Origin of the sequence: Sphingobium sp. B2 (genome assembly GCF_007693735.1) — a bacterium.
Taxonomy (GTDB): domain Bacteria; phylum Pseudomonadota; class Alphaproteobacteria; order Sphingomonadales; family Sphingomonadaceae; genus Sphingobium; species Sphingobium xenophagum.
Genome location: NZ_VDBZ01000001.1, coordinates 2,497,116 through 2,519,424 on the forward strand (window position 1 = coordinate 2,497,116; position 22,309 = coordinate 2,519,424).

Below are 22,309 nucleotides of genomic sequence, written 5' to 3' on the forward strand. Positions count from 1 at the left end.
GATCAGGGGAATGGGGCGGCCCGATTCGCCGCCTTTGCCCCTATTTTCCGTTGTCGGCGATGATGTCGATGTTGGTCTTGCCGCCCGGCGCGTCGGTGAAGAGAATGAAATAGGCGCTGCCATCCGCCTTGCGCGTGCCGCCCAGCACATGATCGCCACCCAATATCTTATGTTCGCCATCATAGCCCGCGCGGCGGGCGAGCGTATAATAATAGTCCATCACCCCCTGACGCGGGACAGGCGTGACGAAGCTGACGGCGCGCAGGGTGCAGCCATCACGTTCCGCGCCGGCCGCTTCGACCAGTTGCGCACCGGGATACACAGTGAAAGGATCGGGCAGGCGTTGTGCCCATTCCATGCCATAGACGAGCTGCTTGCTGCAATTGGCGTTGCCGCCGGTGCGGGACGCCTGTTCGCGCGCGACCGCGCCCAGGGTGACGGTCGATGGCATCGCATCACCCGCGCTGGGTGCTGGCGCGCTGAGCAGCTTGCCGCCCGCCTGTTGCAGCGCGGCCGCCTGCGCCTTGCCCGCATCCCCGCCGAGCAGCGGCACCGCGCCATTGGCCGGACGATCGGCCGTGCGCACGGCATTGCGGTTGGACTGGCCGACCAGTTGGGGATCAACCACGATCGGGTCGGCAAGCGCGCCTTTCAGCGCGGGGTCGACCGCGTTGTTGGTGAGTTGCGCATCGAGCGCCGCGAGGCTGGCATCCTTGTCCCCCTTGCCACAGGCGGCGAGCGCCAATGTCAGCGCGATAATGGAAACGGGCCGGAAAAACGCCATGCTGCACTCCTTCGTAAACAAGGCATGAAGAGTGCGGGTTAATTTTTCGTTAGGACATTTGGTGAATCGCGGGAAATTTCCGCATCATCGGGCCAGTTTCTGGTCACTGGCCTGCACGCCCGTCTTGTCGCCATGCGGCGAAACCGCCATCTAGGCGGAATGCTGAACATATTATCCGGCTTTATCGGCCTGGTCACCCTGGTCCTGATGATTCCCGCCTTCATACCGCTGTTGGGGGCGCTGAACTGGTTGCTAGTGCCCATGGCGCTGTTCGGCGCGGTGATCGGTGCCATCTCTTCACGCAATGGCGGGCGCAATTTCTGCCTGATCGTCGCGGCCTTTGGCGCGCTGCGGCTGTTTCTGGGCGGGGGGATATTCTGAGCCAGGCGCAAAATTATACGCGCAATGGCCTGATCGCCGCGATCTTCGCCTATGGCTTTTGGGGGCTGCTGCCGATCTTCTTTCGGCTGCTCCATCATGTCGATCCGATCGAGATCGTCACCCAGCGGATATTATGGTCGTTATTGCTGATCGTCACGCTGCTGGCGGCGCGCCGGACTTTGGGGCCATTGTTGGTGACATTGCGCGACCGTCGGCTGGTTCTGCCGCTGGCAGGGTCTGCGCTGATGATCGCGATCAACTGGCTGACCTATGTATGGGCGGTCAATGATGGCCATGTCGTCGCGGCAAGCCTTGGCTATTTCCTGAACCCGCTGGTCAATGTCGCGCTGGGCGTGATGGTGTTGAAGGAAAAGTTGCGACGGCCGCAATTGATGGCGATCGGCGTGGCGGCGGTGGGCGTGGCCATATTGGCGGCGGCGGCGCTGACGACATTGTGGATCAGCCTGACGCTGGCGTTCAGCTTCGCCTTTTACGGCCTGCTGCGCAAAGTGACGCCGGTGGCGCCGATGACCGGCCTTGGCGTCGAGACGCTGCTGCTGACGCCGCCTGCAATTGCCTATCTGATCTGGGAAGCGAGCCATGGCGGCGTGAGTTTCGGACAGGACGCCGCGACCACCGCGCTGCTGGTGACATCAGGCGCGGTGACGACAGTGCCGCTGGTGCTGTTCGCCATGGCGGCGCAACGGCTGCCGATGGCGACACTGGGCATATTGCAATATCTGGCCCCAATGCTGCAATTTTTCTGTGGCATCATGCTGTTCGGCGAAAAGCTGAGCCATGGCCAGATGCTCAGCTTTGGCCTGATCTGGATCGCGCTGATCCTGTTCGCGACCGACGGGGTGCGGATGGCCCGGCGGAACCGGGCGGCGACGGTCTAGTGGATTGATTTTGACATTTGCATCCCCTGGCGGCTGGGATGGGGCTGCAAATGTCAAAATCGTAAAATCCACTAGAATCAAAAGATTGCTAGTGGTCCGAAAAGATTCTGACATTTGAACACGCCTTATCCCATAAGGTAGCAAATGTCAGAATCGGACCACTAGTATCAGCGTTGCGCCGTAACTGATCCTCCCCTTGCAGGGGAGGTGTCGGGCCGAAGGCCAGACGGAGGGGTATCGCACTATCGAGAGGGTGACACCCCTCCGTCAACGCTTTGCGTTGCCACCTCTCCTTGCAGGGGAGGATGCATGGTGGCGTGCAGCCTTGATCGAATGTGAATCAGGAAAATTCGGTCGCCTCGAAACGCACCGGCTCTCCGACCGCTTCATTGGCCAGCGCATCTTCCCACATCACGCGGTGGCCGCGGATGATGGTGCCGACCGCCTTGCCGGTCAGGTCCATCCCCTCGAACGGCGACCAGTTGCAGCGGGATGCAAGCCAGTCGCTGCCGACGGTCCAGCGCTTCTTGAGGTCGACCACGGTGAAGTCGGCGTCATAGCCGAGCGCGATCCGCCCCTTGCCGACCAGCCCGCACACGCGCTGTGGACCGGAGGAGGTCAGTTCGATGAAGCGGCGCAACGTCAGCCGCCCTTCCGCGACATGATTGAGCAGCAGCGGCACGAGCGTCTGGACGCCGGGCATGCCGCTGGGGCTGGTCGGATAGGGCTTGGCCTTTTCCTCGATCGTGTGGGGGGCGTGATCGCTGCCCAGAACGTCCGGCACGCCCTGGTTGAGCCAATGCCACAGCCCGTCGCGGTGCGCACCCGACCGGATCGGCGGGTTCATCTGGGCATAGGTGCCAAGGCGCGGATAGGCATCCTCCCCTGCCAGCGTCAGATGCTGGGGCGTCACCTCGCAGGTCGCGATATCCTTGTTCTGGCCGATATAGGCGAGTTCGGCGGGGGTCGTGATGTGCAATATATGGATGCGGCGGCGCGCGGCGCGGGCCAGGCCGATAATGCGTTTGGTGGCGATCATCGCGCTTTCATCGTCGCGCCATACCGGATGGGTGGACGGGTCACCCGCCAGCGCCAGGCTCTTGCGCGCATTCATCCGCGTTTCATCCTCGGCATGGATGGCGACGCGGCGCGTGCCGCTGGCCAGCACGCGGGCCAGCGCATTGTCATCGTCCACCAGCAGGCTGCCGGTCGACGCGCCCATGAATATCTTGACCCCTGCCGTGCCGGGGATGCGTTCAAGCTCTTTGAGCTGTTCGGCATTGTCGGCGGTCGCGCCGACATAGAAGGCATGGTCGCACCACATGCGATGATGCGCGCGGGCAAGCTTGTCCTGGACGCGATCGGCCGTGTCGGTGTTGGGATTGGTGTTGGGCATTTCGAACACGGCGGTCACGCCGCCCAGCACCGCCGCCCGGCTGCCCGATTCGAGATCTTCCTTATGCTCCAGCCCCGGCTCGCGAAAATGGACCTGGCTGTCGATGCAGCCGGGCAGCACGTCGAGGCCGGTGCAATCGATCACTTCCCCCGCGTCACCAAGCCCCGTGCCGATCGCCACGATCCTGCCGCCGCGCACGCCGATGTCGGCCCGCTCCGCGCCGCCCGGCGTGTGGATGGTGCCGTTCTTCAGGATCAGGTCGAAAGTTTCGGACATGGTGGCTCACCGCTTGGATATGGAAGTCGCCTGTCCTACCTAAAGCCGATGACCGGCACCACCCTCACCGACCGCGCGATCCTCAGAATTTCAGGCGAGGAGGCGCGGCCCTTCCTGCAAGGCCTGCTGACACGCGATGTCTTGACGCTGGCACAGGGCGTGCCGCGCTGGACCGCGTTGCTGAGCGCGCAGGGGAAAGCGCTGTTCGACATGATGCTGTGGGCAGATGGCGACGATGTGCTGATCGATTGCGAGGCGGCGCAGGCCGATGCGCTGGCCAAGCGGCTGACGTTGTACCGGCTGCGGCGGAAGGTCGTGATCGCGCGGGACGAGTCGCTGGCGGTGCATTGGGCGCTGGATGCAGCGGACAGGCCGCTTGATCCGCGCTTGCCTGCCCTTGGGCATCGCTGGATCGCCGCGCCGGGGGATGGCGACGCTGCGGCGGCGTTCCGCGCGCACCGGCTAAGCGAGGGCGTGTTCGAGGGCGCGGGCGAACGGGGGCAGGACCAGACACTGTGGCTGCTGTCTCTTATACACATCTAGATGTGTATAAGAGACAGGATTATGACAAGGGATGCTATGTCTGTCTCTTATACACATCTAGATGTGTATAAGAGACAGGTTCGAGGGCGCGGGCGAACTGGGGCAGGACCAGACACTGTGGCTGGAAACCAATGCCGGTGAACTGAACGGCGTCGATTATGACAAGGGATGCTATGTGGGGCAGGAGAATACCGCCCGGATGCATTATCGCGCCAAGGTGAACCGGCGGCTGGTCGCGGTGCCGCTGGCGCAAGCGGAGGAGAAGCGCCAGCGCGCGGCCCTGCCGGACATGGACCTGTCGATCGAGTTGCGGCGGGTGGAGGATCTGGACCCGGCGCTGCTGCCCGACTGGCTGGCGGCGGCGATTGCGGCGCAGGCAGCGGCGGAATGAAGCGGCTTCTGTTCGCGCTATTGGGCGCGCTGGCGTTCGCGACCCCCGCCCTGGCCGAAACGCCCTGGACGCTGGTCAAATCCTATCCGCATGATTCCGCTGCCTTTACCGAGGGGCTCTTTTTTCATGACGGCGCGCTTTATGAAAGCACCGGGCTGGAGGGGCGGTCGGACATTCGCAAGGTGCGGCTGAAGGACGGCAAGGTCATCCAGCGGCGCGTGCTGGAGCCGCGCTATTTTGGCGAGGGGATCGTCAATTGGGGCGACCGGCTGATCAGCCTGACCTGGCGGCACGGTCAAGGCTTTGTCTGGAAGCTGGCCGATTTCGCGCCGGTCGGGGATTTTCGCTATGCCGGCGAAGGCTGGGGCCTGACGCAGGACGGGCGGCATATCATCCAGAGCGACGGCAGCGCGCAATTGCGCTTCCTTGATCCCGACACGCTGGCGGAGCAGCGCCGCATCACCGTGACGTGGAACGGGCGCGCGGTCCAGCGGCTGAACGAGCTGGAATATGTGCGCGGCGAGATTTGGGCGAATATCTGGTACGAGACGAAGATCGCCCGGATCGATCCCGCGACCGGCGCAGTGATCGACTGGATCGACGTTACGCCGCTGGTGAAGGCAGCTGGCGTGCGGGACAGCGAAGCGGTGGCCAATGGCATCGCCTATGACGCCGCACGGGACCGGGTATTTATCACCGGCAAATATTGGCCAAAGCTGTTCGAGATCCGGGTGGGGAAGTAAACGGGGTTGAGCGCTTACCCCCTTTCCGTTCGCCCTGAGCCTGTCGAAGGGTCGTCCTTTCTTTCAAGAAGGACAAGGCTTCGACAAGCTCAGCCCGAACGGATGTTGGGGTTCGGCGCTATCGCTTCCAGCGCGCCCAGATGGCGGTGGGGAGCAGCAGCCCGCGCGATTCTTCGCGGACGGCGAGTTCCCCCGCTTCCACCTCGCCGGGAAGGTCGGCAAAGGCCTGACGCAGCAACTCACCGATCGCCAGCGCCGACATGCGGACCGCATAGACGGTCAGGAACAGGAAGCGACTGTCGGCATCGAGCAGCTGGCGGCAATTGGCGATGAGCGCCGGGAGGTCTTCCTCCAGACGCCAGACTTCGCCGTCGGGGCCACGGCCATATTTGGGCGGATCGAGCAATATACCGTCATAGCGGCGGTTGCGCCGGACTTCGCGGGCGACGAATTTGGCGGCATCCTCCACGATCCAGCGGACGGGCCTGTCCGCCATGCCCGACAGGTCGGCATTGGCGCGGGCCTGAGTAACGGATTTTTTGGAAGCGTCGACATGAACCATGCGCGCGCCGCTGGCCGACATGGCCAGCGTTCCGACGCCAGTATAGCCAAACAGGTTCATCACCTCCGCGTCGGCTTTGTCGGCGGTCCGTTCGCGCATCCAGTCCCATACCGGCGCCATGTCCGGAAAGAAGCCCAGATGGCGAAAGGGGGTGCAACTGGACTGGAAGGTGACTTCCTTCCAGCCAAGCGGCCAGCCTTCGGCAGGGACGGGCTTGTCGTAGAACCAGCGGCCCCCGCCCTCCTCGTCCGAACCGGGCACGAATTCGCCGTCCGCCGTCCAGTTTTCGGTCGCGGGCGCCCACATCGCCTGCGGTTCGGGGCGGATGAAGCGGAAGCGGCCATAGCGCTCCAGCTTGCGGCCATGGCCCGAATCGATCAGGCCATAATCGGCCCAGGGTTCGCCGATGAGGGTTTGAAGGATCATAGCAACTCTCCGTTCGGGCTGAGCGAAGTCGAAGCCCCCGCCTGAGCGACAGCGAGGGCCTCACTATGTTCGGCCGAGCCCTTCGACAGGCTCAGGGCGAACGGACAATATCTAGCCGCGGGGCGTCGCGCGTTCGGCGACATAGGCTGTCACCGCCTCGTACGTGCCGGGCAGCTTCACATAATGTTCCTCACGCGCGAACAGATCGCCGACGCGCGCAGGGAGCGGCGGACGGGTGCCTGTGGCGCGCTCCACCGCGTCGCGGAACTTGGCGGCGTGGGCGGTAGCCAGCGTGACGACGGGGATCGACGGGTCGAGATCGGTCGCCTGCGCTGCGGCCAGCCCGATGGCGCTGTGCGGGTCGATGATCTGGGCCGCCGCATCATAGGCCCAGCGCATCGCCATGGTCATGCCGTCGGCGTCGATCCGGGCCGAGGTGAACAGGCCTGCCGCCCCTTCCCGCTGCGCATTGGTGAGGCGCATCGCGCGGGTCGCTTCAAAGCCGCCCATCTGAGCGGCGAGCGCCAGCCCGTCCCGTCCACCCGCGTCGAACAGCAGCCGCTCGAAATTGGAGCTGACCTGAATGTCCATGCTGGGCGTCGCGGTCGATACGACCTGACCCTGGCTGTAATCGCCCTGCGACAGCGCGCGGTGCAGAATGTCGTTGACGTTGGTGGCGACGATCAGCCTGGCGACGGGCAGGCCCATTTTCGCCGCGACATAGCCAGCGAACACATCGCCGAAATTGCCGGTGGGGACGGAAAAAGCGACAGGACGTTCGGGCGCGCCCAAGCGCACGGCGGCGTAGAAATAATAGACGACCTGCGCCATCAGCCGCGCCCAGTTGATCGAGTTGACGGCGGACAGGTTGAAGCGACGCTTGAAATCCGCGTCGTTGAACATCCGCTTCACCATCGCCTGCGCGTCGTCGAAACTGCCGTCGATCGCGATATTATGGACGTTGGGGGCGCGCACGGTGGTCATCTGACGCCGCTGAACGTCGGACACGCGGCCTTCCGGGTGGAGCATGAAGATGTCGACCTTCTCGCGCCCCGCCACCGCGTCGATCGCGGCGGACCCGGTATCGCCCGACGTCGCGCCGACGATGGTCAGATGATCGTCGCGGCGCGACAGGAAGCGTTCGAACAACTGGCCGAGCAATTGAAGCGCGACATCCTTGAACGCCAGCGTCGGGCCGTGGAAGAGTTCGAGCAGCCAGTTGCGATGGTCCAGCTGAACCAGCGGCACCACCGCCTGATGGCTGAAGCGGCCATAGGCGGCCTGGCACAATTCGCGCAGTTCAGCCTCATCCAGCGATCCGGCGACGAAGGGCGTCATCACCCGGACGGCGGTTTCGACATAGGAGAGGCCCGACAGGGCGCGAATATCATCGGGCGAAAAGGACGGCCAGCTTTCCGGCACGTACAGCCCGCCATCGGACGCGAGGCCCGCCAGCGTGACATCCTCAAAACCGAGCGCCGGTGCGCTACCCCTGGTGCTGACATATTGCATGATGGGGAAGCGCGGTAGCGATGCGCGCGCCCATGGGCAAGCGTTTAGGGCGATTTGGGCGCGCCGCGCCGGCGCAGGGCGAGAATATAGAGGATCGTCGCTATGCCAGCGAAGAAGAACCACTGCACCGCGTAGGCGAGATGATTGTTGGGGACATCGGCAGCACTGGGCGGCGCGGAGGGCTTGAGGCCTGTCTCTTATACACATCTAGATGTGTATAAGAGACAGGCGCGGAGGGCTTGAGGCCTGTCTCTTATACACATCTAGATGTGTATAAGAGACAGGAATATAGATGATCGTCGCTATGCCAGCGAAGAAGAACCACTGCACCGCATAGGCGAGATGATTGTTGGGGACATCGGCAGCACTGGGCGGCGCGGAGGGCTTGAGGCCATCCGGCGCAGCGCGGGCGATCAGCATCGGGCGCAGCGGCATCGCCTTGCCCCCGATGCGGGTCAGCAGGGCGCGATGGTCCGGCTCCTCGCTGATCCAGCCCGCCACCTGCCCGCCGGTCCAGGCCGGTTTCGCGTCGGGTCGCTCCGTCACGCCCAGCGCAACGAGGGCGCCCGGCCCCTCCGCGCCGGTCGCGCATTGCGCGATATGGCGATAGCCGGTGGACCCATCCGCCGCGCGCCCCGCCTCCACCTGCCAGCCGATGACGCGCAGGCAGTGGACCGACGAGGGGCGAAACAGCTGTTCGGGCGACACGGGAGGGAGCTGCGGAAAGGCGACCGGGGGGCGGGTCGGGTTGCTGGCGGCGAGTTGCAGCGCCTGCGCCTTTTCCCCGCGACGCTGCAATTGCCAGATGCCAAGGCCGATCATCACCAGCACCGCAAAAGCGACGAGGATGGTCGGGATGAGCGGAATGCGCGCCTTGTTCATGCGTCCGGACCTTTGTTCGCGATACGGCCTTCGCGCGCACGGTTGCGATATTCCAGCGTCAGCAACGCGCCCTTGGCAACGCGCAGGCTGGCGACCACGGCGATCGTCGTCAGCGGCGTCCAGAGCAGGATATGGACCCAGAGCGGCGGGTGGAGATTGAGTTCCAGCACGAGCGCCAGCACGACCATCACCGTGCCGACAATGAGTGTCAGGAAGGCCGCAGGGCCATCGCCGACATTGAACTGGACATAGTCGAGACCGCAGGCGCGGCAATGGGAGGCGAATCGGACCGGGCCGTCGAACAGCGTCGCCGCGCCGCATCGGGGGCAGGCACCCCGCGCCGCATCGACCAGAAGTGGCGCGGCGGGACGGGCGGGTTCGGTGGGCGGGTTCATGGCCATGGCATAGCGGGCGGCGGCCCAAAAGAAAACGGCCGGGGACAAGCCCGGCCGTTATTCATGATGTCAGGGATAGACCGTCGATCAGCCGCCGTGGACCGGCGCGCCCCACCCGCCCCATACATAGATGGCGACGAAGAGGAACAGCCACACCACGTCGACGAAATGCCAGTACCAGGCAGCAGCTTCAAAGCCGAAATGCTGGCGCGGGGTGAAGTCGCCCTTATAGGCGCGGATCAGATTGACGGTCAGGAAGATCGTGCCGACCAGAACGTGGAAACCGTGGAAGCCGGTCGCCATGTAGAAGGACGAGCTGTAGGGGTTGCCGCCGAAATCGAACGGGGCGTGGGCATATTCATAAGCCTGCACGCAGGAGAAGATCGCGCCCAGGATGATGGTGCACCACAGACCCTTGATCAGGCCGTCACGGTCGCCATGGATCAGCGCATGATGCGCCCAGGTCACGGTGGTGCCGGAGCACAGCAGGATCAGCGTGTTGAGCAGGGGCAGCTCAAAGGCGTTCATGACTTCCACGCCCTTGGACGGGAACAGGCCGTCGATCGGCGGCAGCGCGCTGGGGAACAGCGAGAAGTCGAAAAAGGCCCAGAACCAGCCGACGAAGAACATCACTTCCGACGCGATGAACAGGATCATGCCGTAGCGCAGGTGCAACTGGACCACCGGGGTATGATCGCCCGCATGGGCTTCCGCGATGACATTGGCCCACCAGCTGTAGAAGGTGAACAGCACGCCGCCCAGACCGAGCAGGAACACCCAGCCCCCGCCAGCCGGCAGCGCATCGGGATGCATCCACATGACCCCGCCAAAGGCCATGACCAGCGCCGACATGGCACCAAACAAGGGCCAGATGCTGGGCGGGAGAATATGATAATCGTGATTCTTGGCGCCTGCCATGACTGCTCTTCCCTGTTCGCTTGTCCGTGTTTTCAACTCGTGCCTTAGCTTGGCTTCTTGTCCTGCTCAACAGGGTAGAAGGTGTAGCTGAGGGTAATTTGCTGCGTATCCTTGTTATCCGGGTCATCGAGGATCTTGGGATCGACGAAATAGAGGACGGGCATCCGCACCTCCTGCCCCGGTTGCAAGGTCTGCTGCGTGAAGCAGAAACATTGGATCTTGGTAAAATAGGCACCCGCCTGGCTGGGGGTGACATTGAAACTGGCCGTGCCGGTGACCGGCCTGTCCGACATGTTCTTTGCGATGAAGATCGCCATGTCCTTGCGCCCCACGGTCACCGTGTCGGTGCGATGTTCGGGGTAGAATTGCCAGGGCATGCCCGGCTGGACGTTGGAATCGAAACGGATCGACATGGTGTGGCCCACCGCTTCGCGCACCTGGACATCGGCCGATGCGCGCTTCGTCGTGCCGCCAAAGCCGGTCTGTTCGCAGAAAATGCGGTAGAGCGGCACCGAGGCAAAGCCGAGCGCCAGCATCGACAGGCCCACGCCCGCCATGGCCATCATCGTCCGGCGGTTGCGCCGGTCGCGGTCGAACGGAGAAGGCGGGAGCGTCGCCATCAAATCGCGCTGCTCGCGCCGATCTTGGCCATGGTGATGGCGTAGAACAGAATCACCAGCGCCGCGAGGATCAGGCCGGTGACAAGAGCGCGCGACTTTTGCCGGGCACGGATCAGCTTTTCTTCATCCGGGGTCATGCAAGCAACCAGCGGTCGACGACCACTGCTCCAAAGAGAAGGAAAAGATAGAGGATCGAATATTTGAACAGGCGCCGTTCCGGGCCCATCTTCGACGGATCATTTTCGCGGCGGCGATAGACCTGGAAGGCGAAGACGGCGAACAGCAATGTGCCAAGCAGCGCGACGGTGCCGTAGAGCAGGCCGGTAAGGTGCAGCAGCACCGGGGCCATCGCCGCGACCGCCATGATCGCGGTGTAGAACCAGATCTGGCGACGGGTTGCGACTTCGCCCGACACGACCGGCAGCATCGGGATGCCAGCGGCGGCGTAATCGGTTTTGACGAACAGGGCTAGCGCCCAGAAATGGGGCGGCGTCCAGAAGAAGATCAGCATGAACAAAGCGATCGGCAATGCCGTGACATCGCCAGTCACCGCCGCCCAGCCGATAGCCGGCGGGAAGGCCCCTGCCGCACCGCCGCTAACGATATTCTGCGCCGTCCGGGGCTTGAGCCAAATGGTATAGACGAACACGTAAAAGAGGATGGAAACCGCCAGCACGGCCGCCGCCAGCCAGTTGGTCGCCATGCCCATCAGAATGACCGAGAAGAAGGACAGGCCGACGCCGAAATGCAGCGCCGCTTCGCGGTCCATCCGCCCGGCGGGCAGGGGACGGTTCGCGGTGCGCTTCATCTTCGCATCGACGTCCACCTCATACCATTGGTTGAGCGTGGCGGCTGCGCCTGCGCCCAGCGCAATGCAGAGGATGGCGGTGAAAGCGAGGACGGGATGGATATGGCCGGGTGCCGCAAGCAGGCCGCAAAGGCCGGTGAACACCACCAGCGTCATGACGCGCGGCTTGGTCAGCGCCAGAAAGTCGCGCCAGTCGGCCGTGATCGGTGCGGTGGTCAGCATAGCGGTCGTCATATCGGTTCCGGCCCCGTCAGGTCGAGGCGTATAGCATAAGGGGGCGGGCTTTATCACCCGCCCCCTCTATCATGTCACTGTGTCTGGCGATCAATGATGCGCGGCATCGTCGATCACAGGCAGGGTTTCGAACTGGTGGAAGGGCGGCGGGCTGGACAGGGTCCATTCCAGCGTGGTGGCGCCTTCGCCCCAGGGATTGCCGACCGCCTTCTTGCCAGCGGCCAGCGACCAGAACACGTTGATGAAGAAGATCACCATGCCGACGGCCATGATTTCATAGCCATGGGTTGCGACCGAGTTCCACTTTTCAAAGGCGGCGGGATAGTCGGGGTAACGACGCGGCATGCCCGACAGGCCCAGGAAGTGCATCGGGAAGAACAGCATGTTCACGCCGACGAAGAACACCCAGAAGTGCAGCTGGCCGAGGAATTCATTATACATGCGCCCCGACATTTTCGGGAACCAGTAATAGAAGCCCGCGAACAGCGAGAACACCGCGCCCAGCGAGAGTACATAGTGGAAGTGCGCGACGACATAGTAGGTGTCGTGCAGCACATCGTCGACGCCGCCATTGGCCAGCACGACGCCGGTGACGCCACCCACGGTGAACAGGAAGATGAAGCCCAGCGCCCAGACCATCGGCGTCTTGTAGCTGATCGAGCCACCCCAGATGGTCGCGATCCACGAGAAGATCTTGATGCCGGTCGGCACCGCGATGACCATGGTGGCAGCAGTGAAATACATCTTCACATTCACCGACATGCCGGTGGTGAACATGTGGTGCGCCCACACGACGAAGCCGACGACGCCGATCGCGACCATGGCGTAGGCCATGCCGAGATAGCCGAACACGGGCTTTTTCGAGAAGGTCGAGATGATCTGGCTGACGATGCCGAAGCCCGGCAGGATCATGATGTACACTTCGGGGTGACCGAAGAACCAGAAGAGGTGCTGGTACAGTTCAGGATCGCCGCCACCCGATGCGTCATAGAAGGTGGTGCCGAAATTGCGGTCGGTCAGCAGCATCGTGATGGCAGCGGCCAGGACCGGGAGGGCCAGCAGCAGCAGGAAGGCAGTGACCAGCACCGACCAGACGAACAGCGGCATTTTGTGCAGGGTCATGCCCGGCGCGCGCATGTTGAGGATGGTGGTGATGAAGTTGACCGCGCCTAGGATCGAGCCTGCGCCGGCAATGTGCAGCGACAGGATCGCCATGTCGACCGCCGGGCCAGCCGAACCGCTGGTCGACAGCGGGGCATAGACCGTCCAGCCGGTGCCTGCGCCATAGCCGGTGCCGCCGGGGACGAAAGCCGAACCGAGCAGCAGCGCGAAGGCGGGGATGAGCAGCCAGAAGCTGATATTGTTCATGCGCGGGAAGGCCATGTCCGGCGCGCCGATCATGATCGGCACGAACCAGTTGCCAAAGCCGCCGATGATGGCGGGCATGACCATGAAGAACACCATGATCAGGCCGTGCGCGGTGATCAGCGCATTCCACAGATGATAGGCCTGATCGAGCGAGGCCGGTTCAGCGCCCAGCATCGCATGCTGGATATTGGCCCAGCCCTGGAGATACTGGATGCCCGGCTGCGCCAGTTCAGCGCGCATCAGGCCGGAAATCGCCCCGCCTACGACGCCCGCGAAAATCGCGAAGATGAGGTAGAGGGTGCCGATGTCCTTGTGGTTGGTGGACATGAACCAGCGCTGGAAGAAGGCTGGCTTGTGATCGGCGTCATGATGATCATGCGTATGATCGCTATGATGATCGGCGGTAATGGTGGTCATGGCGGTTCTGCCCTTACATCAAAGCTTGGCGTCAGCGACGGGCGCGGCGGCAGGCGCAGCGGCCTGGGCCGTTTCGGCGGCGGCTGGCGCTGCACCGGGCAGCTTGCCACCCTGCGAAAGCACCCACTGGTCGAATTGCGCAGGCGGCAGCGCTTCGATCGCGATCGGCATGAAGCCGTGGCGCGCGCCGCACAGTTCCGAACACTGGCCGTAATAGACGCCCGGCTTTTCGATGGTGAAGCTCTTTTCGTTCAGGCGGCCGGGAACGGCATCCATCTTCACCCAGAGCGACGGCACGGCAAAGCTGTGAATCACGTCTGCGCCGGTGATGATCAGCTTGATCGGGCGGCCCACGGGCAGGACGAGGCGGTTGTCGGCGGCCAGCTGATGCGGTTCGCCGCTGGCCTTGGCCTGCTCTTCGGTCAGCATGTTCGACACGAATTCGGGGATGCCCGCATCGGGATATTCATAGCCCCAATACCATTGATAGCCAGTGACCTTGACGGTCAGCGCATCCTTGGGCGCGGGCTTGTACTGGTCGGCCAGCAGGCCGATGGAGGGCACGGCGACGACCAGCAGGATCAGCACCGGCGCCACTGTCCAAATGACTTCGATCAGCGTGTTGTGCGACGTCTTGGACGGGATCGGGTTTGCGCTCGCCCGGAACTTCCACATGGCGTAGAGCATCAGGGCAAGGACGAGGATGGAGATCGCGAAGATCAGCGGCAGTAGCATTTTGTCATGCAGCCAGCGTGCGGTGTGTCCCGTCGAGGTGAACTGTTCCTGCAACGTGACTTCGCCAGGCTTGGGCATGCCAATGCCTTCGGTCGGCTTCATGCGCGGCGGCGCGGCGACCTTGGCCACAGGCGCAGCCTCGGTGGCGTTGGCAGCCGAATCAGCCGGAGCGGCTGCATTGTCGGCAGCCGGCGCAGCAGCGGCGGCGACATTGTCCTGCGCCAGCGCCTGACCGTTCATCGCGATTGATGGCGCGAAGGCCAGCAATCCGGCGAGAACGAGCGATTTCACCTTGTTCATAGCGTGTTCTTACCCCGTAACCCCTTGGCGCCGCTGCAACGAAGACGCGCGTCTGCGCATCGCCCCCGCCCGGTCGGTTCTGCCGCGGCTTATAGGCATGGTTTTTTCATGCCTCAAGCTTCCATGACCAGATTTTCTTCACTGTTGCAACGCCCCCTTTGGCCGCCTATTTCGCAGCAGCGCGCACAGGGGCGCGATCATGGCGCGTCTTGTTGCGTCATGTTGACAGGGATTTGATGGGGGTCAGAGCGCCCGGATGGCCCGCGACAGGATTGATGAACGGCATGAACGACGAAGAGGTATTGGCGGAATTCCGGGCAGCAGGGGCATTGCTGGAAGGACATTTCATTTTGTCGTCGGGCCGCCGCAGCGCCAATTATCTGCAATGCGCCCGCGTGCTGATGAATGCAGAGCGCGCCGGCAAGCTGGCCCGCGCCATGGTGCAGAAGCTGCCGCGCGAATTGCGGCAGGAAATCGACCTGGTGGTTTCGCCGGCCATGGGCGGGCTGATCGTGGGCCATGAAGTCGGCCGTGCGCTAGGCAAGGATGCGGTGTTTCTGGAACGGCCCGAAGGGACATTCGAACTGCGCCGCGGCTTTGCCATAGCGCCGGGCCAGAAAGTGCTGATGGTCGAGGATGTCGTGACCACCGGCCTGTCGTCGCGCCAGGCGATCGAGGCGGTTGAGAAGGAAGGCGGCGTGGTCATCGCCGAAGCCGCGCTGGTCGACCGGTCGGCGGGCGAGGTGGAACTGGGCGTCCCCTTCTATCCGCTCGTGTCGATCAATTTCCCGGTCTATGAAGCCGATGCAGTGCCGCCCGAACTGGCGGCGATCCCGGCGATCAAGCCCGGCAGCCGGAAGATATAGGATATGCCGCATTCCCCCGCCCCACTGCGACTGGGCGTCAATATCGACCATGTCGCCACCATCCGCAACGCGCGCGGCGGGGATCATCCCGATCCGGTCAAGGCGGCTTTGCTGGCGGTGAAGGCGGGGGCGGACGGCATCACCGCGCATCTGCGCGAGGACCGGCGGCATATTCGCGACGAAGATGTCGCGACGCTGATGGCGGCGCTCAGCGTGCCGCTCAACCTGGAGATGGCGGCGACGGCGGAGATGCTGGACATCGCGCTGCGCTACAAGCCCCACGCCGCCTGCATCGTGCCGGAAAAGCGCGAGGAGCGCACGACCGAGGGCGGGCTGGACGCGGCGGGCCAGTTCGAGACTCTCAAGCCGATCGTGAAGGCGCTGGGGGACGCAGGTATCCGGGTGAGCCTGTTCATCGAGGCGGACACAGCCCAGATTGACGCGGCGATCCGGCTGGGCGCGCCGGTGGTGGAATTTCATACCGGCGCCTATGCCCATCTGGGCGGCGAGGCGCGGGCGGCGGAATTGCGCAAGATTGCCGATGCGGCTGCGCTGGCGGCCAGGAACGGGATAGAGCCCCATGCCGGGCATGGCCTGACCTTCGACAATGTCGCCCCCATCGCCGCCATCCCGCAGGTCGCCGAACTCAATATCGGCCATTTCCTGATCGGCGAGGCGATCTTCGGCGGGCTGGAAGGCAGTATCAGAGAGATGCGGCGGCAGATGGATCTGGCGCGGTGATCATCGGCCTCGGCTCTGACCTCTGCAATATCGAGCGTATCCAGAATTCTCTCGACCGCTTCGGGGTACGATTCGAACAGCGCGTATTTACAGATGTCGAGCAGGCCAAGGCCAATCGCCGTCCCTTCACCAAGGCAGGGACGCTGGCCAAGCGGTTCGCCGCCAAGGAAGCCTTTTCCAAGGCGGTCGGGACCGGGTTCAAACGCGGCGTGTTCATGAAGGACATCGGCGTCGTCAACGCGCCATCGGGCGCGCCGACGCTGGCGCTGACCGGCGGGGCGCTGGCGCGGCTGGAGAGCATGGTGCCAGCAGGTCACAAGCCGGTCATTCATCTGACGCTAACCGACGATCATCCATGGGCGCAGGCCTTCGTCATCATAGAGGCGGTGCCGCTGTGAGCGCCCTGCCCCCCGATCCCAGCGAGCAGACCCCCATGACGGCAACCGACCTGCACGACGACATGCCTGCACCGGAAGCAAAAGCGCCCGCGCCCTGGGTCAATTGGTGGCAGGAGGTCAAAAGCCTGTCGCTGCTGATTCTGGCGGTGCTGGCCTTTCACAGCTTCGTCGCCAAGCCTTTCTATATCCCGTCCGAATCGATGATGCCGGTGCTGCTGACCGGCGACCGGCTGGTGGTGAGCAAATTCCCCTATGGCTGGTCCTATGTCTCGCCCAGCTTCCACCCCCTCCCCTTCCTGAAAGGGCGTCTGTTCGGGCGCATGCCCCAACGCGGCGACATCGTCATCGTGTCGCCGCAGAACCGGCGGGAAGACTATATCAAGCGGGTGATCGGCCTGCCCGGCGACATTGTCGAGGTGCGCGGTGGGCAGGTGGTGCTGAACGGCGTGCCGGTGAAGCAGAAGGCGCTGAAAACGCTGCGCCTGCCCGTCGATGCCAACGCGCCCTGTTCGCCGATGCAATTCCCTGGCGCGCGGGTCAGTGGCGCGGACGGCAAGGACTATTGCGAATTGCCGGTGCGGCAGGAAATCCTGCCCAATGGCAAGACCTACCTCACGATCGACATGGGGCCGAGCGCGCTCGACTGGTATGGGCCGGTCAGGGTGCCCGCCAACCATGTGTTCCTGATGGGCGACAATCGCGACAATAGCGCCGACAGCCGCGCACCGCTGGAAGAAAATGGGTTGGGTGGGCCTGTGCCATGGGAAGCGATTGGCGGGCGGGCCGAATTCATCACCTTCAGCCTGGACGGCGATACGACATGGAACCCGCTGAGCTGGGTCCGGTCACTGCGTAGCGGCCGGGCCGGGAACAGCCTGCGGCCAGCGAGCGTTACCGACCCGAAATAGTCAAAGACCAAAGGGGTATCGGGTTTGAGCGACACGCAACATCATGTCGAGGCGCCCGGTCCCAGCGAAGTGCGCAGTCCGCTGGTCGCCCATGAATTGCAGCGTGCGGGCGTATGGTTTGCCTTCGCCATCGTCATAGGGCTGATCGCTCTGCTGGCCCAGCCGATCCTGCTGGTGCTTGGCGCGCTGGTGCTGGCGACGATGATGGATGGCGGGGCGCGGCTGTTGAACCGCATATTGCCGATCGCGCGCGGCTGGCGCCTGACGATCGTGCTGCTGGGCGCCGTCGCCTTCATGGTCTGGACCTTCTACCTTACCGGATCGAGCCTGATGGATCAGGCGCAGGCGATGCGGACCATCGTCGAAGCGCAGGTCGCGCGGGTGGGCGGCTGGATGCAGCAGATGGGCGTGTCGACGACGCCGGAGGATTTGAAGAGCCTGGCCAGCCAGGCGATGAGTTCGATGGGCCGGGTGACGGCAGCGGTCGGCACCGCGGTCGGCGCGATCACCAGCGGGGTGATGATGCTGGTGCTGGCGATTTTCATCGCGGTCGATCCCAAGCTGTACGAACGCGGGGTCGCCTGGATGCTGCCGATGGACAAGCGCAGCCATTTCTACGCCATCGCCGACAAGATGGGCTGGACGTTGCGGCGGCTGATGGCCGGGCGGCTGATCGGCATGACGGTGGAAGGGGTCGGCACCTGGCTGCTGCTATGGGCGGGCGGCGTGCCGATGGCGGGGCTGCTGGGCATATTGACCGGCCTCTTCGCCTTTTTGCCCAATATCGGATCGATCATTTCCGGCGTGCTGATCATCCTGGTCGGTTTTTCCGGCGGGACCAACACGGGGCTTTATGCCTTTGGCGTCTATCTGGCGGTGCAACTGGTCGACGGCTATCTGATTGTGCCGATGGTAGCGAAGAAGGCCACCGATCTGGCCCCGGCGCTGGTGCTGGCGGCGCAGATTTTGTTTGGCGCGCTGTTCGGGATCATGGGGCTGTTTCTGGCCGATCCGATCGTGGCGATGATCAAGGTCTATCTGGAGGAACGATCCAAAAGACTGGAAGAGGTGCGGGCCAGGCAGGTGAAGGACAGGCTGGCGGTTTGATGGACAGCCCGCCCTATCGAGCCTCAACCCGGCAATAGGAGACTGGCTTCCAGTCCGCCGCCCGGTCGGTTCGCCAGCCGCAATTGGCCCTGATGCTCCGCCATGATCGCGCGCACCAGCGCCAGCCCCAGCCCGGCCCCGCCGGTTTCCCGGTTGCGTGACCCTTCCAGCCGGGTGAAGGGTTCGAGCATTTCGTCCATGCGGTCCGCGGCAATGCCCGGCCCTTCGTCGGCCACGGCGATGCGGATCATCGCCCCTTCGCGGCTGACCGACACATGCGCGCGATCACCATAGACGATGGCGTTTTCGATGAGGTTGCGGAGCGCGCGGCGGATCTGCTGCGGGCGGACGAAGGCGACGGCGCGATCGCTGTCGGTCATGGCGACCGGCGACCCCAGTTCGATGAAATCCTCCACCACCGCGTCGGCGAGGCTGGCGAGATCGACCTTCTGCGCGGCTTCGGTACTGCGCCCGGCGCGGGCGAGCGAGAGGATGTCCTCCAGCATCCGGTTCATTTCCTCGATGGTTTCGGACATGCGCGCCCGTTCGCCATCATCCTCGACCGATTCGGCGCGGACCCGCAGCGAAGCGAGCGGCGTGCGCAGGTCATGGCCGATCGCGCCGAGCATCCGGTCTTTCTCGTCCAGCATGGCGATGATGCGTGATCGCATGGCGTTGAACGCCATGGTGAGGTCGCGCACGTCGCCGGGGCCGCTTTCATCGACCGGATCGGCCGCGCCGGTGCGGGCAAATTGCAGGGCAGAGCCGGTGAGCTGCTTCAACGGACGCGCCAGTCGGCTGCCGACCCACAGCAGGGGCAGCAGGACGATGACGTAGAGGATGAGCGTCTGACCGACCAGCCAGCCGCCAAAGCGTTGCGGCCGGTCACCGGTGCGCGCCTGCGTCACCACCCATTTACCCGCTTCATATTCCGCCGCCAGCGTCAGCCGCGCGACGCGATGGTCGGGCGGACGATCGCCATTGGCGCGAATGCGGATGCGTTCCCAGCGGCGCAGGGGCATGATGGCGTCATCCTGCACCACGCGAACATTCAGGATATTGAGGCCAATATCATCGAACATCGCCATTGCGCGCCGTTCGATGTCCGGGCGCGGCTGTCCTTCCAGCGTCGGCGTGCCCTGGACGAAGCGCGCGCGCATGCGCGGCGGGGCGGGACGGTCGGGCCGGTTGTCGAGCGCATCGATCACGCGATAGACGGCAGGGGCCGTCTGGCCGGTCAGTTCCAGCCGGGTCCGTTCACGAAACAGCAGCGTGAAATTGATCGCCTGCGCGACAAACAGCGCCAGCGCGACGATCAGGATGATCTGGCCCACCAGACTTTGCGACCATAGGCGCAGCCGCCGCCACCCCTGCGCCATCACAATTTGCGGACTTCCGCCGACAGGGTGTAGCCGCCGCCCCACACGGTCTTGATCAGCGTGGGGTTTTTGGGGTCCGGCTCGATCTTCTTGCGCAGGCGGCTGATCTGATTGTCGATCGCCCGGTCAAAGGCATTGGCCTCACGCCCCTGGGTGATGTCGAGCAACTGGTCGCGGCTGAGCACGCTGTTGGGGCGCGTGGCAAAGGCCAGCATCAGATTATATTCGGCGGTCGAAAGCGGCAGCGACACGCCCTCGCTATCCACCAGCGTGCGCTCCTGCGTCTTGAGCAGCCATCCGGCGAAACTGTAATTGGCGCCATCGGGCGCGGTGACGCGCTGGCCGCCGGTGGCGACGCGGCGAAAGATCACCTTGATCCGCGCGACCAGTTCACGCGGCGAAAAGGGTTTGAGCACATAATCGTCCGCGCCCATTTCCAGCCCGACGATGCGGTCAGTCTCTTCTGCGCGGGCGGTCAGCAGGATCACCGGGATCTCGCTGGTTTCGCGGATATGGCGGCACAGCGACAGGCCATCCTCGCCAGGCATCATGATGTCGAGGATCACCAGGTCGATCGCGTTCGCGTTCAGCCGGATGCGCGCTTCGGCCGCGCTGTCGACGGCGGTGACGCGGAAGCCGTTGCGCGAGAGATATTGCGCCAGCGGTTCGCGGATCGAACGCTCGTCATCGACGAGGAGGAGGTGGGGTTTTTCGCTCATGCTGCCTGTCTGTCACGGCTGAACAAAGGTTGGAAGGGCGAAGGCGCAAGGGGGGACGCCTTCGCCCTTCCAGGTGTCGCGACCGGGTTCAGGGACATCAGGGGAAATGCCGGGCCGGACGCGAATGGGGAGAGGTCAGCCTGCGGGCGGCGGCGGAGCCTTGCGGTCCTTCCACGCGCCACGCATCGCCTGGCGGGCTGCCTTCATTTCATCGGCGGTCACCTTGCCATCCTTGTTGGCGTCCGCCTTGTCGAACATCGCGGTCGGCGCGGCCATGAATTCCGCCTTGGTGATTGTGCCGTCCTTGTTCGCGTCGGCGCGCATGCCCATCATGCCGTGACCGCGATGATGGCCGCGACCCTGCCATTTGCGGCCTTCACCACGCTCGGCGCGCTTGTCGGCGCGGGCTTCGTGGGCGGCGGCAAATTCCGCCTTGCTGACTTGGCCGTTCTTGTCGGTGTCCAGCATGGCAAAGCGCTTGTCGAGTCGCTGGGCGCGCATGGCGTCGCGATCGGCCTGGGTCAGCTTGCCGTCCTTGTCGACGTCCATCTTCGCAAAGCGTCCTTCGAGCGCGGCGGTCATTTCCGCCTTGCTGATCGCGCCATCCTTGTTGGTGTCGGCCATTGCCATCATGCCGCCGCGACCGCCCCGATGGCCGGGGCCATCAGCGCCCGGCTGGGCAAAAGCGAGATGCGAGGCGGCGAGACCGCCGACGAAGAGCGAACCCAGCGCGACGGTGCCAAAAAATTTGCGGATCATATCCTGTTACCTTCCCAGTGATTGTCATGAACGACAAGTCGCCGTCCTTGAAATCCGTTATGGGCAGGATTTGTCCCGCAACTATGTCAGTGCAACCGGCAAACTGTCGCAATTTGTAACCGCGTATCAGCCCGAAATGAAGGCGCGGGCGTCACGCGTGGCGGCCTGCGTATCGAGCGCGAGCTTCTTCACCTCCGCCGCGACGACGGAAAAGCCGCGCCCCGCCTCCCCCGCGCGCGCCGCTTCGATCGATGCGTTGAGCGCCAGCAAATTGGTCTGGCGGGCAATGCCGTCAATCGTATCGACAATGCCGCCGACTTCGCAGAGCACCTGCTCTATGCTGGCGCGGCGGTCGCGTTCCTGGCGATTGAGGCGCCTCTCGGCATCCTCGCGCGCGGCGATCGCTTCCTGTTCGGCGCTGATGTCGGTCGCGAATTTGATGATGCCGATCTGCACGCCCTGATCGTCGAAGATCGGATTATAGCTGCCCCTGATCCAGATCAGCCGACCGTGCCGATCCTGCCGCCGATAGACGCCAGTGTCGAACTGTCCCGCGCGCAACCTGTCCCAGAACGCCGCATAACCGGGCGTATCGGCAAAGCCCGGTTCGCAGAACAGGCTGTGCGGGCGCAATTCTATATCTGCGAAAGCATAGCCGAACAGGGTCAGGAAATTGTCGTTGGCGCCAATGACGCGACAATGCATGTCGAAGCTGACGATCGCCGTCGAGCGTTCGATTGCGCGACAGATTGACGATGTTTCCAACTCTATACCGTACATGCCCATGCCTCCGAAATGGAGGCATGGGCTACAATCGGTTAACGCTTGCCTAACCATGCGGC

At 63.9% G+C, this 22,309-nt stretch carries 24 protein-coding genes and 3 pseudogenes; 10 read left to right on the forward strand and 17 right to left on the reverse strand.

Annotated features, from left to right (window positions below):
- Positions 1–40: 40 nt before the first annotated feature.
- Entirely contained in the window at positions 41–784 is a 744-nt protein-coding gene (locus FE851_RS12250) for a hypothetical protein (protein WP_145202762.1), read from the reverse strand.
- Positions 785–943: 159 nt separating this feature from the next.
- On the opposite strand from FE851_RS12250, the gene FE851_RS12255 reads away from it, so the two are divergent.
- Positions 944–1,165: a hypothetical protein gene (locus FE851_RS12255; protein ID WP_019052901.1), complete on the forward strand. Its 222-nt coding sequence runs from the start codon at positions 944–946 to the stop codon at positions 1,163–1,165.
- A gap of 32 nt (positions 1,166–1,197) precedes the next feature.
- Complete coding sequence (gene rarD, locus FE851_RS12260; protein WP_157410181.1) at positions 1,198–2,064, forward strand: EamA family transporter RarD; 867 nt, start codon at positions 1,198–1,200, stop codon at positions 2,062–2,064.
- A 340-nt stretch (positions 2,065–2,404) separates the two neighbouring features.
- Here the strand turns inward: rarD and FE851_RS12265 are convergent, their stop codons facing one another.
- Entirely contained in the window at positions 2,405–3,736 is a 1,332-nt protein-coding gene (locus tag FE851_RS12265; protein WP_145202768.1) for a dihydroorotase, read from the reverse strand.
- Positions 3,737–3,784: 48 nt separating this feature from the next.
- On the opposite strand from FE851_RS12265, the pseudogene FE851_RS12270 reads away from it, so the two are divergent.
- From FE851_RS12270 to FE851_RS12280, 3 genes and pseudogenes are all read left to right on the forward strand, one after another.
- Positions 3,785–4,213 (forward strand): annotated as a pseudogene (locus tag FE851_RS12270) (folate-binding protein); the annotation flags it as partial.
- A gap of 145 nt (positions 4,214–4,358) precedes the next feature.
- Positions 4,359–4,670: pseudogene (locus FE851_RS12275) on the forward strand (tRNA-modifying protein YgfZ); the annotation flags it as partial.
- Positions 4,667–5,413, forward strand: coding sequence for a glutaminyl-peptide cyclotransferase (locus FE851_RS12280; protein ID WP_145202771.1), 747 nt, complete (start codon positions 4,667–4,669; stop codon positions 5,411–5,413). The pseudogene FE851_RS12275 and the gene FE851_RS12280, both read left to right, overlap by 4 nt.
- A 118-nt stretch (positions 5,414–5,531) precedes the next feature.
- Here FE851_RS12280 and FE851_RS12285 read toward each other — a convergent pair whose 3' ends face one another.
- The 11 genes and pseudogenes from FE851_RS12285 to coxB form a co-directional block, all read right to left on the reverse strand.
- Positions 5,532–6,401, reverse strand: coding sequence for a class I SAM-dependent methyltransferase (locus tag FE851_RS12285; protein ID WP_017183983.1), 870 nt, complete (start codon positions 6,399–6,401; stop codon positions 5,532–5,534).
- 111 nt (positions 6,402–6,512) lie between these two features.
- Positions 6,513–7,913, reverse strand: a complete 1,401-nt coding sequence (thrC, locus tag FE851_RS12290; RefSeq protein WP_130751894.1) for a threonine synthase — start codon at positions 7,911–7,913, stop codon at positions 6,513–6,515.
- 44 nt (positions 7,914–7,957) lie between these two features.
- A pseudogene (locus tag FE851_RS26730) lies at positions 7,958–8,104 on the reverse strand (SURF1 family cytochrome oxidase biogenesis protein); the annotation flags it as partial.
- 16 nt (positions 8,105–8,120) lie between these two features.
- Positions 8,121–8,795 carry an SURF1 family protein gene (locus tag FE851_RS12300; protein ID WP_145202774.1) on the reverse strand — a complete coding sequence of 225 codons (675 nt, stop codon included), beginning with the start codon at positions 8,793–8,795 and terminating at the stop codon, positions 8,121–8,123.
- On the reverse strand, positions 8,792–9,190 hold the full coding sequence (locus tag FE851_RS12305) for a DUF983 domain-containing protein (RefSeq protein ID WP_051034322.1): 399 nt from the start codon (positions 9,188–9,190) through the stop codon (positions 8,792–8,794). Before FE851_RS12305 ends, FE851_RS12300 begins: the two co-directional genes overlap by 4 nt.
- Positions 9,191–9,277: 87 nt before the next feature.
- Positions 9,278–10,108, reverse strand: a complete 831-nt coding sequence (locus tag FE851_RS12310) for a cytochrome c oxidase subunit 3 (RefSeq protein WP_107125623.1) — start codon at positions 10,106–10,108, stop codon at positions 9,278–9,280.
- A 44-nt stretch (positions 10,109–10,152) separates the two neighbouring features.
- On the reverse strand, positions 10,153–10,728 hold the full coding sequence (locus FE851_RS12315; protein WP_019052893.1) for a cytochrome c oxidase assembly protein: 576 nt from the start codon (positions 10,726–10,728) through the stop codon (positions 10,153–10,155).
- A complete protein-coding gene (locus FE851_RS26145; RefSeq protein WP_017183977.1) occupies positions 10,728–10,865 on the reverse strand; it encodes a hypothetical protein in 138 nt (45 codons plus the stop codon). The genes FE851_RS12315 and FE851_RS26145 overlap by 1 nt, the downstream gene beginning before the upstream one ends.
- The gene (locus FE851_RS12320) at positions 10,862–11,770 is read right to left on the reverse strand and encodes a heme o synthase (RefSeq protein ID WP_145202777.1); all 909 of its coding nucleotides are present in this window, start codon (positions 11,768–11,770) and stop codon (positions 10,862–10,864) included. Before FE851_RS12320 ends, FE851_RS26145 begins: the two co-directional genes overlap by 4 nt.
- A 90-nt stretch (positions 11,771–11,860) precedes the next feature.
- On the reverse strand, positions 11,861–13,555 hold the full coding sequence (gene ctaD / locus FE851_RS12325) for a cytochrome c oxidase subunit I (protein WP_017183975.1): 1,695 nt from the start codon (positions 13,553–13,555) through the stop codon (positions 11,861–11,863).
- Positions 13,556–13,573: 18 nt separating this feature from the next.
- Positions 13,574–14,590 carry a cytochrome c oxidase subunit II gene (gene coxB / locus FE851_RS12330; RefSeq protein ID WP_145202780.1) on the reverse strand — a complete coding sequence of 339 codons (1,017 nt, stop codon included), beginning with the start codon at positions 14,588–14,590 and terminating at the stop codon, positions 13,574–13,576.
- A 284-nt stretch (positions 14,591–14,874) separates the two neighbouring features.
- Between coxB and pyrE the strand changes: the two genes are divergently transcribed.
- Genes pyrE through FE851_RS12355 form a run of 5 tightly spaced genes read left to right on the forward strand, consistent with a single transcriptional unit; the run spans position 14,875 to position 18,610 of the window.
- Positions 14,875–15,456: an orotate phosphoribosyltransferase gene (pyrE, locus tag FE851_RS12335; RefSeq protein ID WP_026002547.1), complete on the forward strand. Its 582-nt coding sequence runs from the start codon at positions 14,875–14,877 to the stop codon at positions 15,454–15,456.
- A 3-nt stretch (positions 15,457–15,459) separates the two neighbouring features.
- Complete coding sequence (locus tag FE851_RS12340; protein ID WP_145202783.1) at positions 15,460–16,197, forward strand: pyridoxine 5'-phosphate synthase; 738 nt, start codon at positions 15,460–15,462, stop codon at positions 16,195–16,197.
- The gene (gene acpS, locus FE851_RS12345; protein ID WP_017183971.1) at positions 16,194–16,595 is read left to right on the forward strand and encodes a holo-ACP synthase; all 402 of its coding nucleotides are present in this window, start codon (positions 16,194–16,196) and stop codon (positions 16,593–16,595) included. The genes FE851_RS12340 and acpS overlap by 4 nt, the downstream gene beginning before the upstream one ends.
- 35 nt (positions 16,596–16,630) lie before the next feature.
- A complete protein-coding gene (gene lepB, locus FE851_RS12350; RefSeq protein WP_370569364.1) occupies positions 16,631–17,503 on the forward strand; it encodes a signal peptidase I in 873 nt (290 codons plus the stop codon).
- 24 nt (positions 17,504–17,527) lie between these two features.
- Entirely contained in the window at positions 17,528–18,610 is a 1,083-nt protein-coding gene (locus FE851_RS12355; RefSeq protein WP_107125618.1) for an AI-2E family transporter, read from the forward strand.
- Between the two features lie 23 nt (positions 18,611–18,633).
- Here the strand turns inward: FE851_RS12355 and FE851_RS12360 are convergent, their stop codons facing one another.
- The 4 genes from FE851_RS12360 to FE851_RS27155 form a co-directional block, all read right to left on the reverse strand.
- The gene (locus FE851_RS12360) at positions 18,634–19,989 is read right to left on the reverse strand and encodes a sensor histidine kinase (RefSeq protein ID WP_145202786.1); all 1,356 of its coding nucleotides are present in this window, start codon (positions 19,987–19,989) and stop codon (positions 18,634–18,636) included.
- Complete coding sequence (locus FE851_RS12365; protein ID WP_017183967.1) at positions 19,989–20,708, reverse strand: response regulator; 720 nt, start codon at positions 20,706–20,708, stop codon at positions 19,989–19,991. Before FE851_RS12365 ends, FE851_RS12360 begins: the two co-directional genes overlap by 1 nt.
- 135 nt (positions 20,709–20,843) lie before the next feature.
- Positions 20,844–21,467, reverse strand: a complete 624-nt coding sequence (locus tag FE851_RS12370) for an EF-hand domain-containing protein (protein ID WP_019052884.1) — start codon at positions 21,465–21,467, stop codon at positions 20,844–20,846.
- Positions 21,468–21,593: 126 nt separating this feature from the next.
- The gene (locus tag FE851_RS27155; RefSeq protein WP_276324375.1) at positions 21,594–22,247 is read right to left on the reverse strand and encodes a methyl-accepting chemotaxis protein; all 654 of its coding nucleotides are present in this window, start codon (positions 22,245–22,247) and stop codon (positions 21,594–21,596) included.
- Between the last annotated feature and the right edge of the window lie 62 nt (positions 22,248–22,309).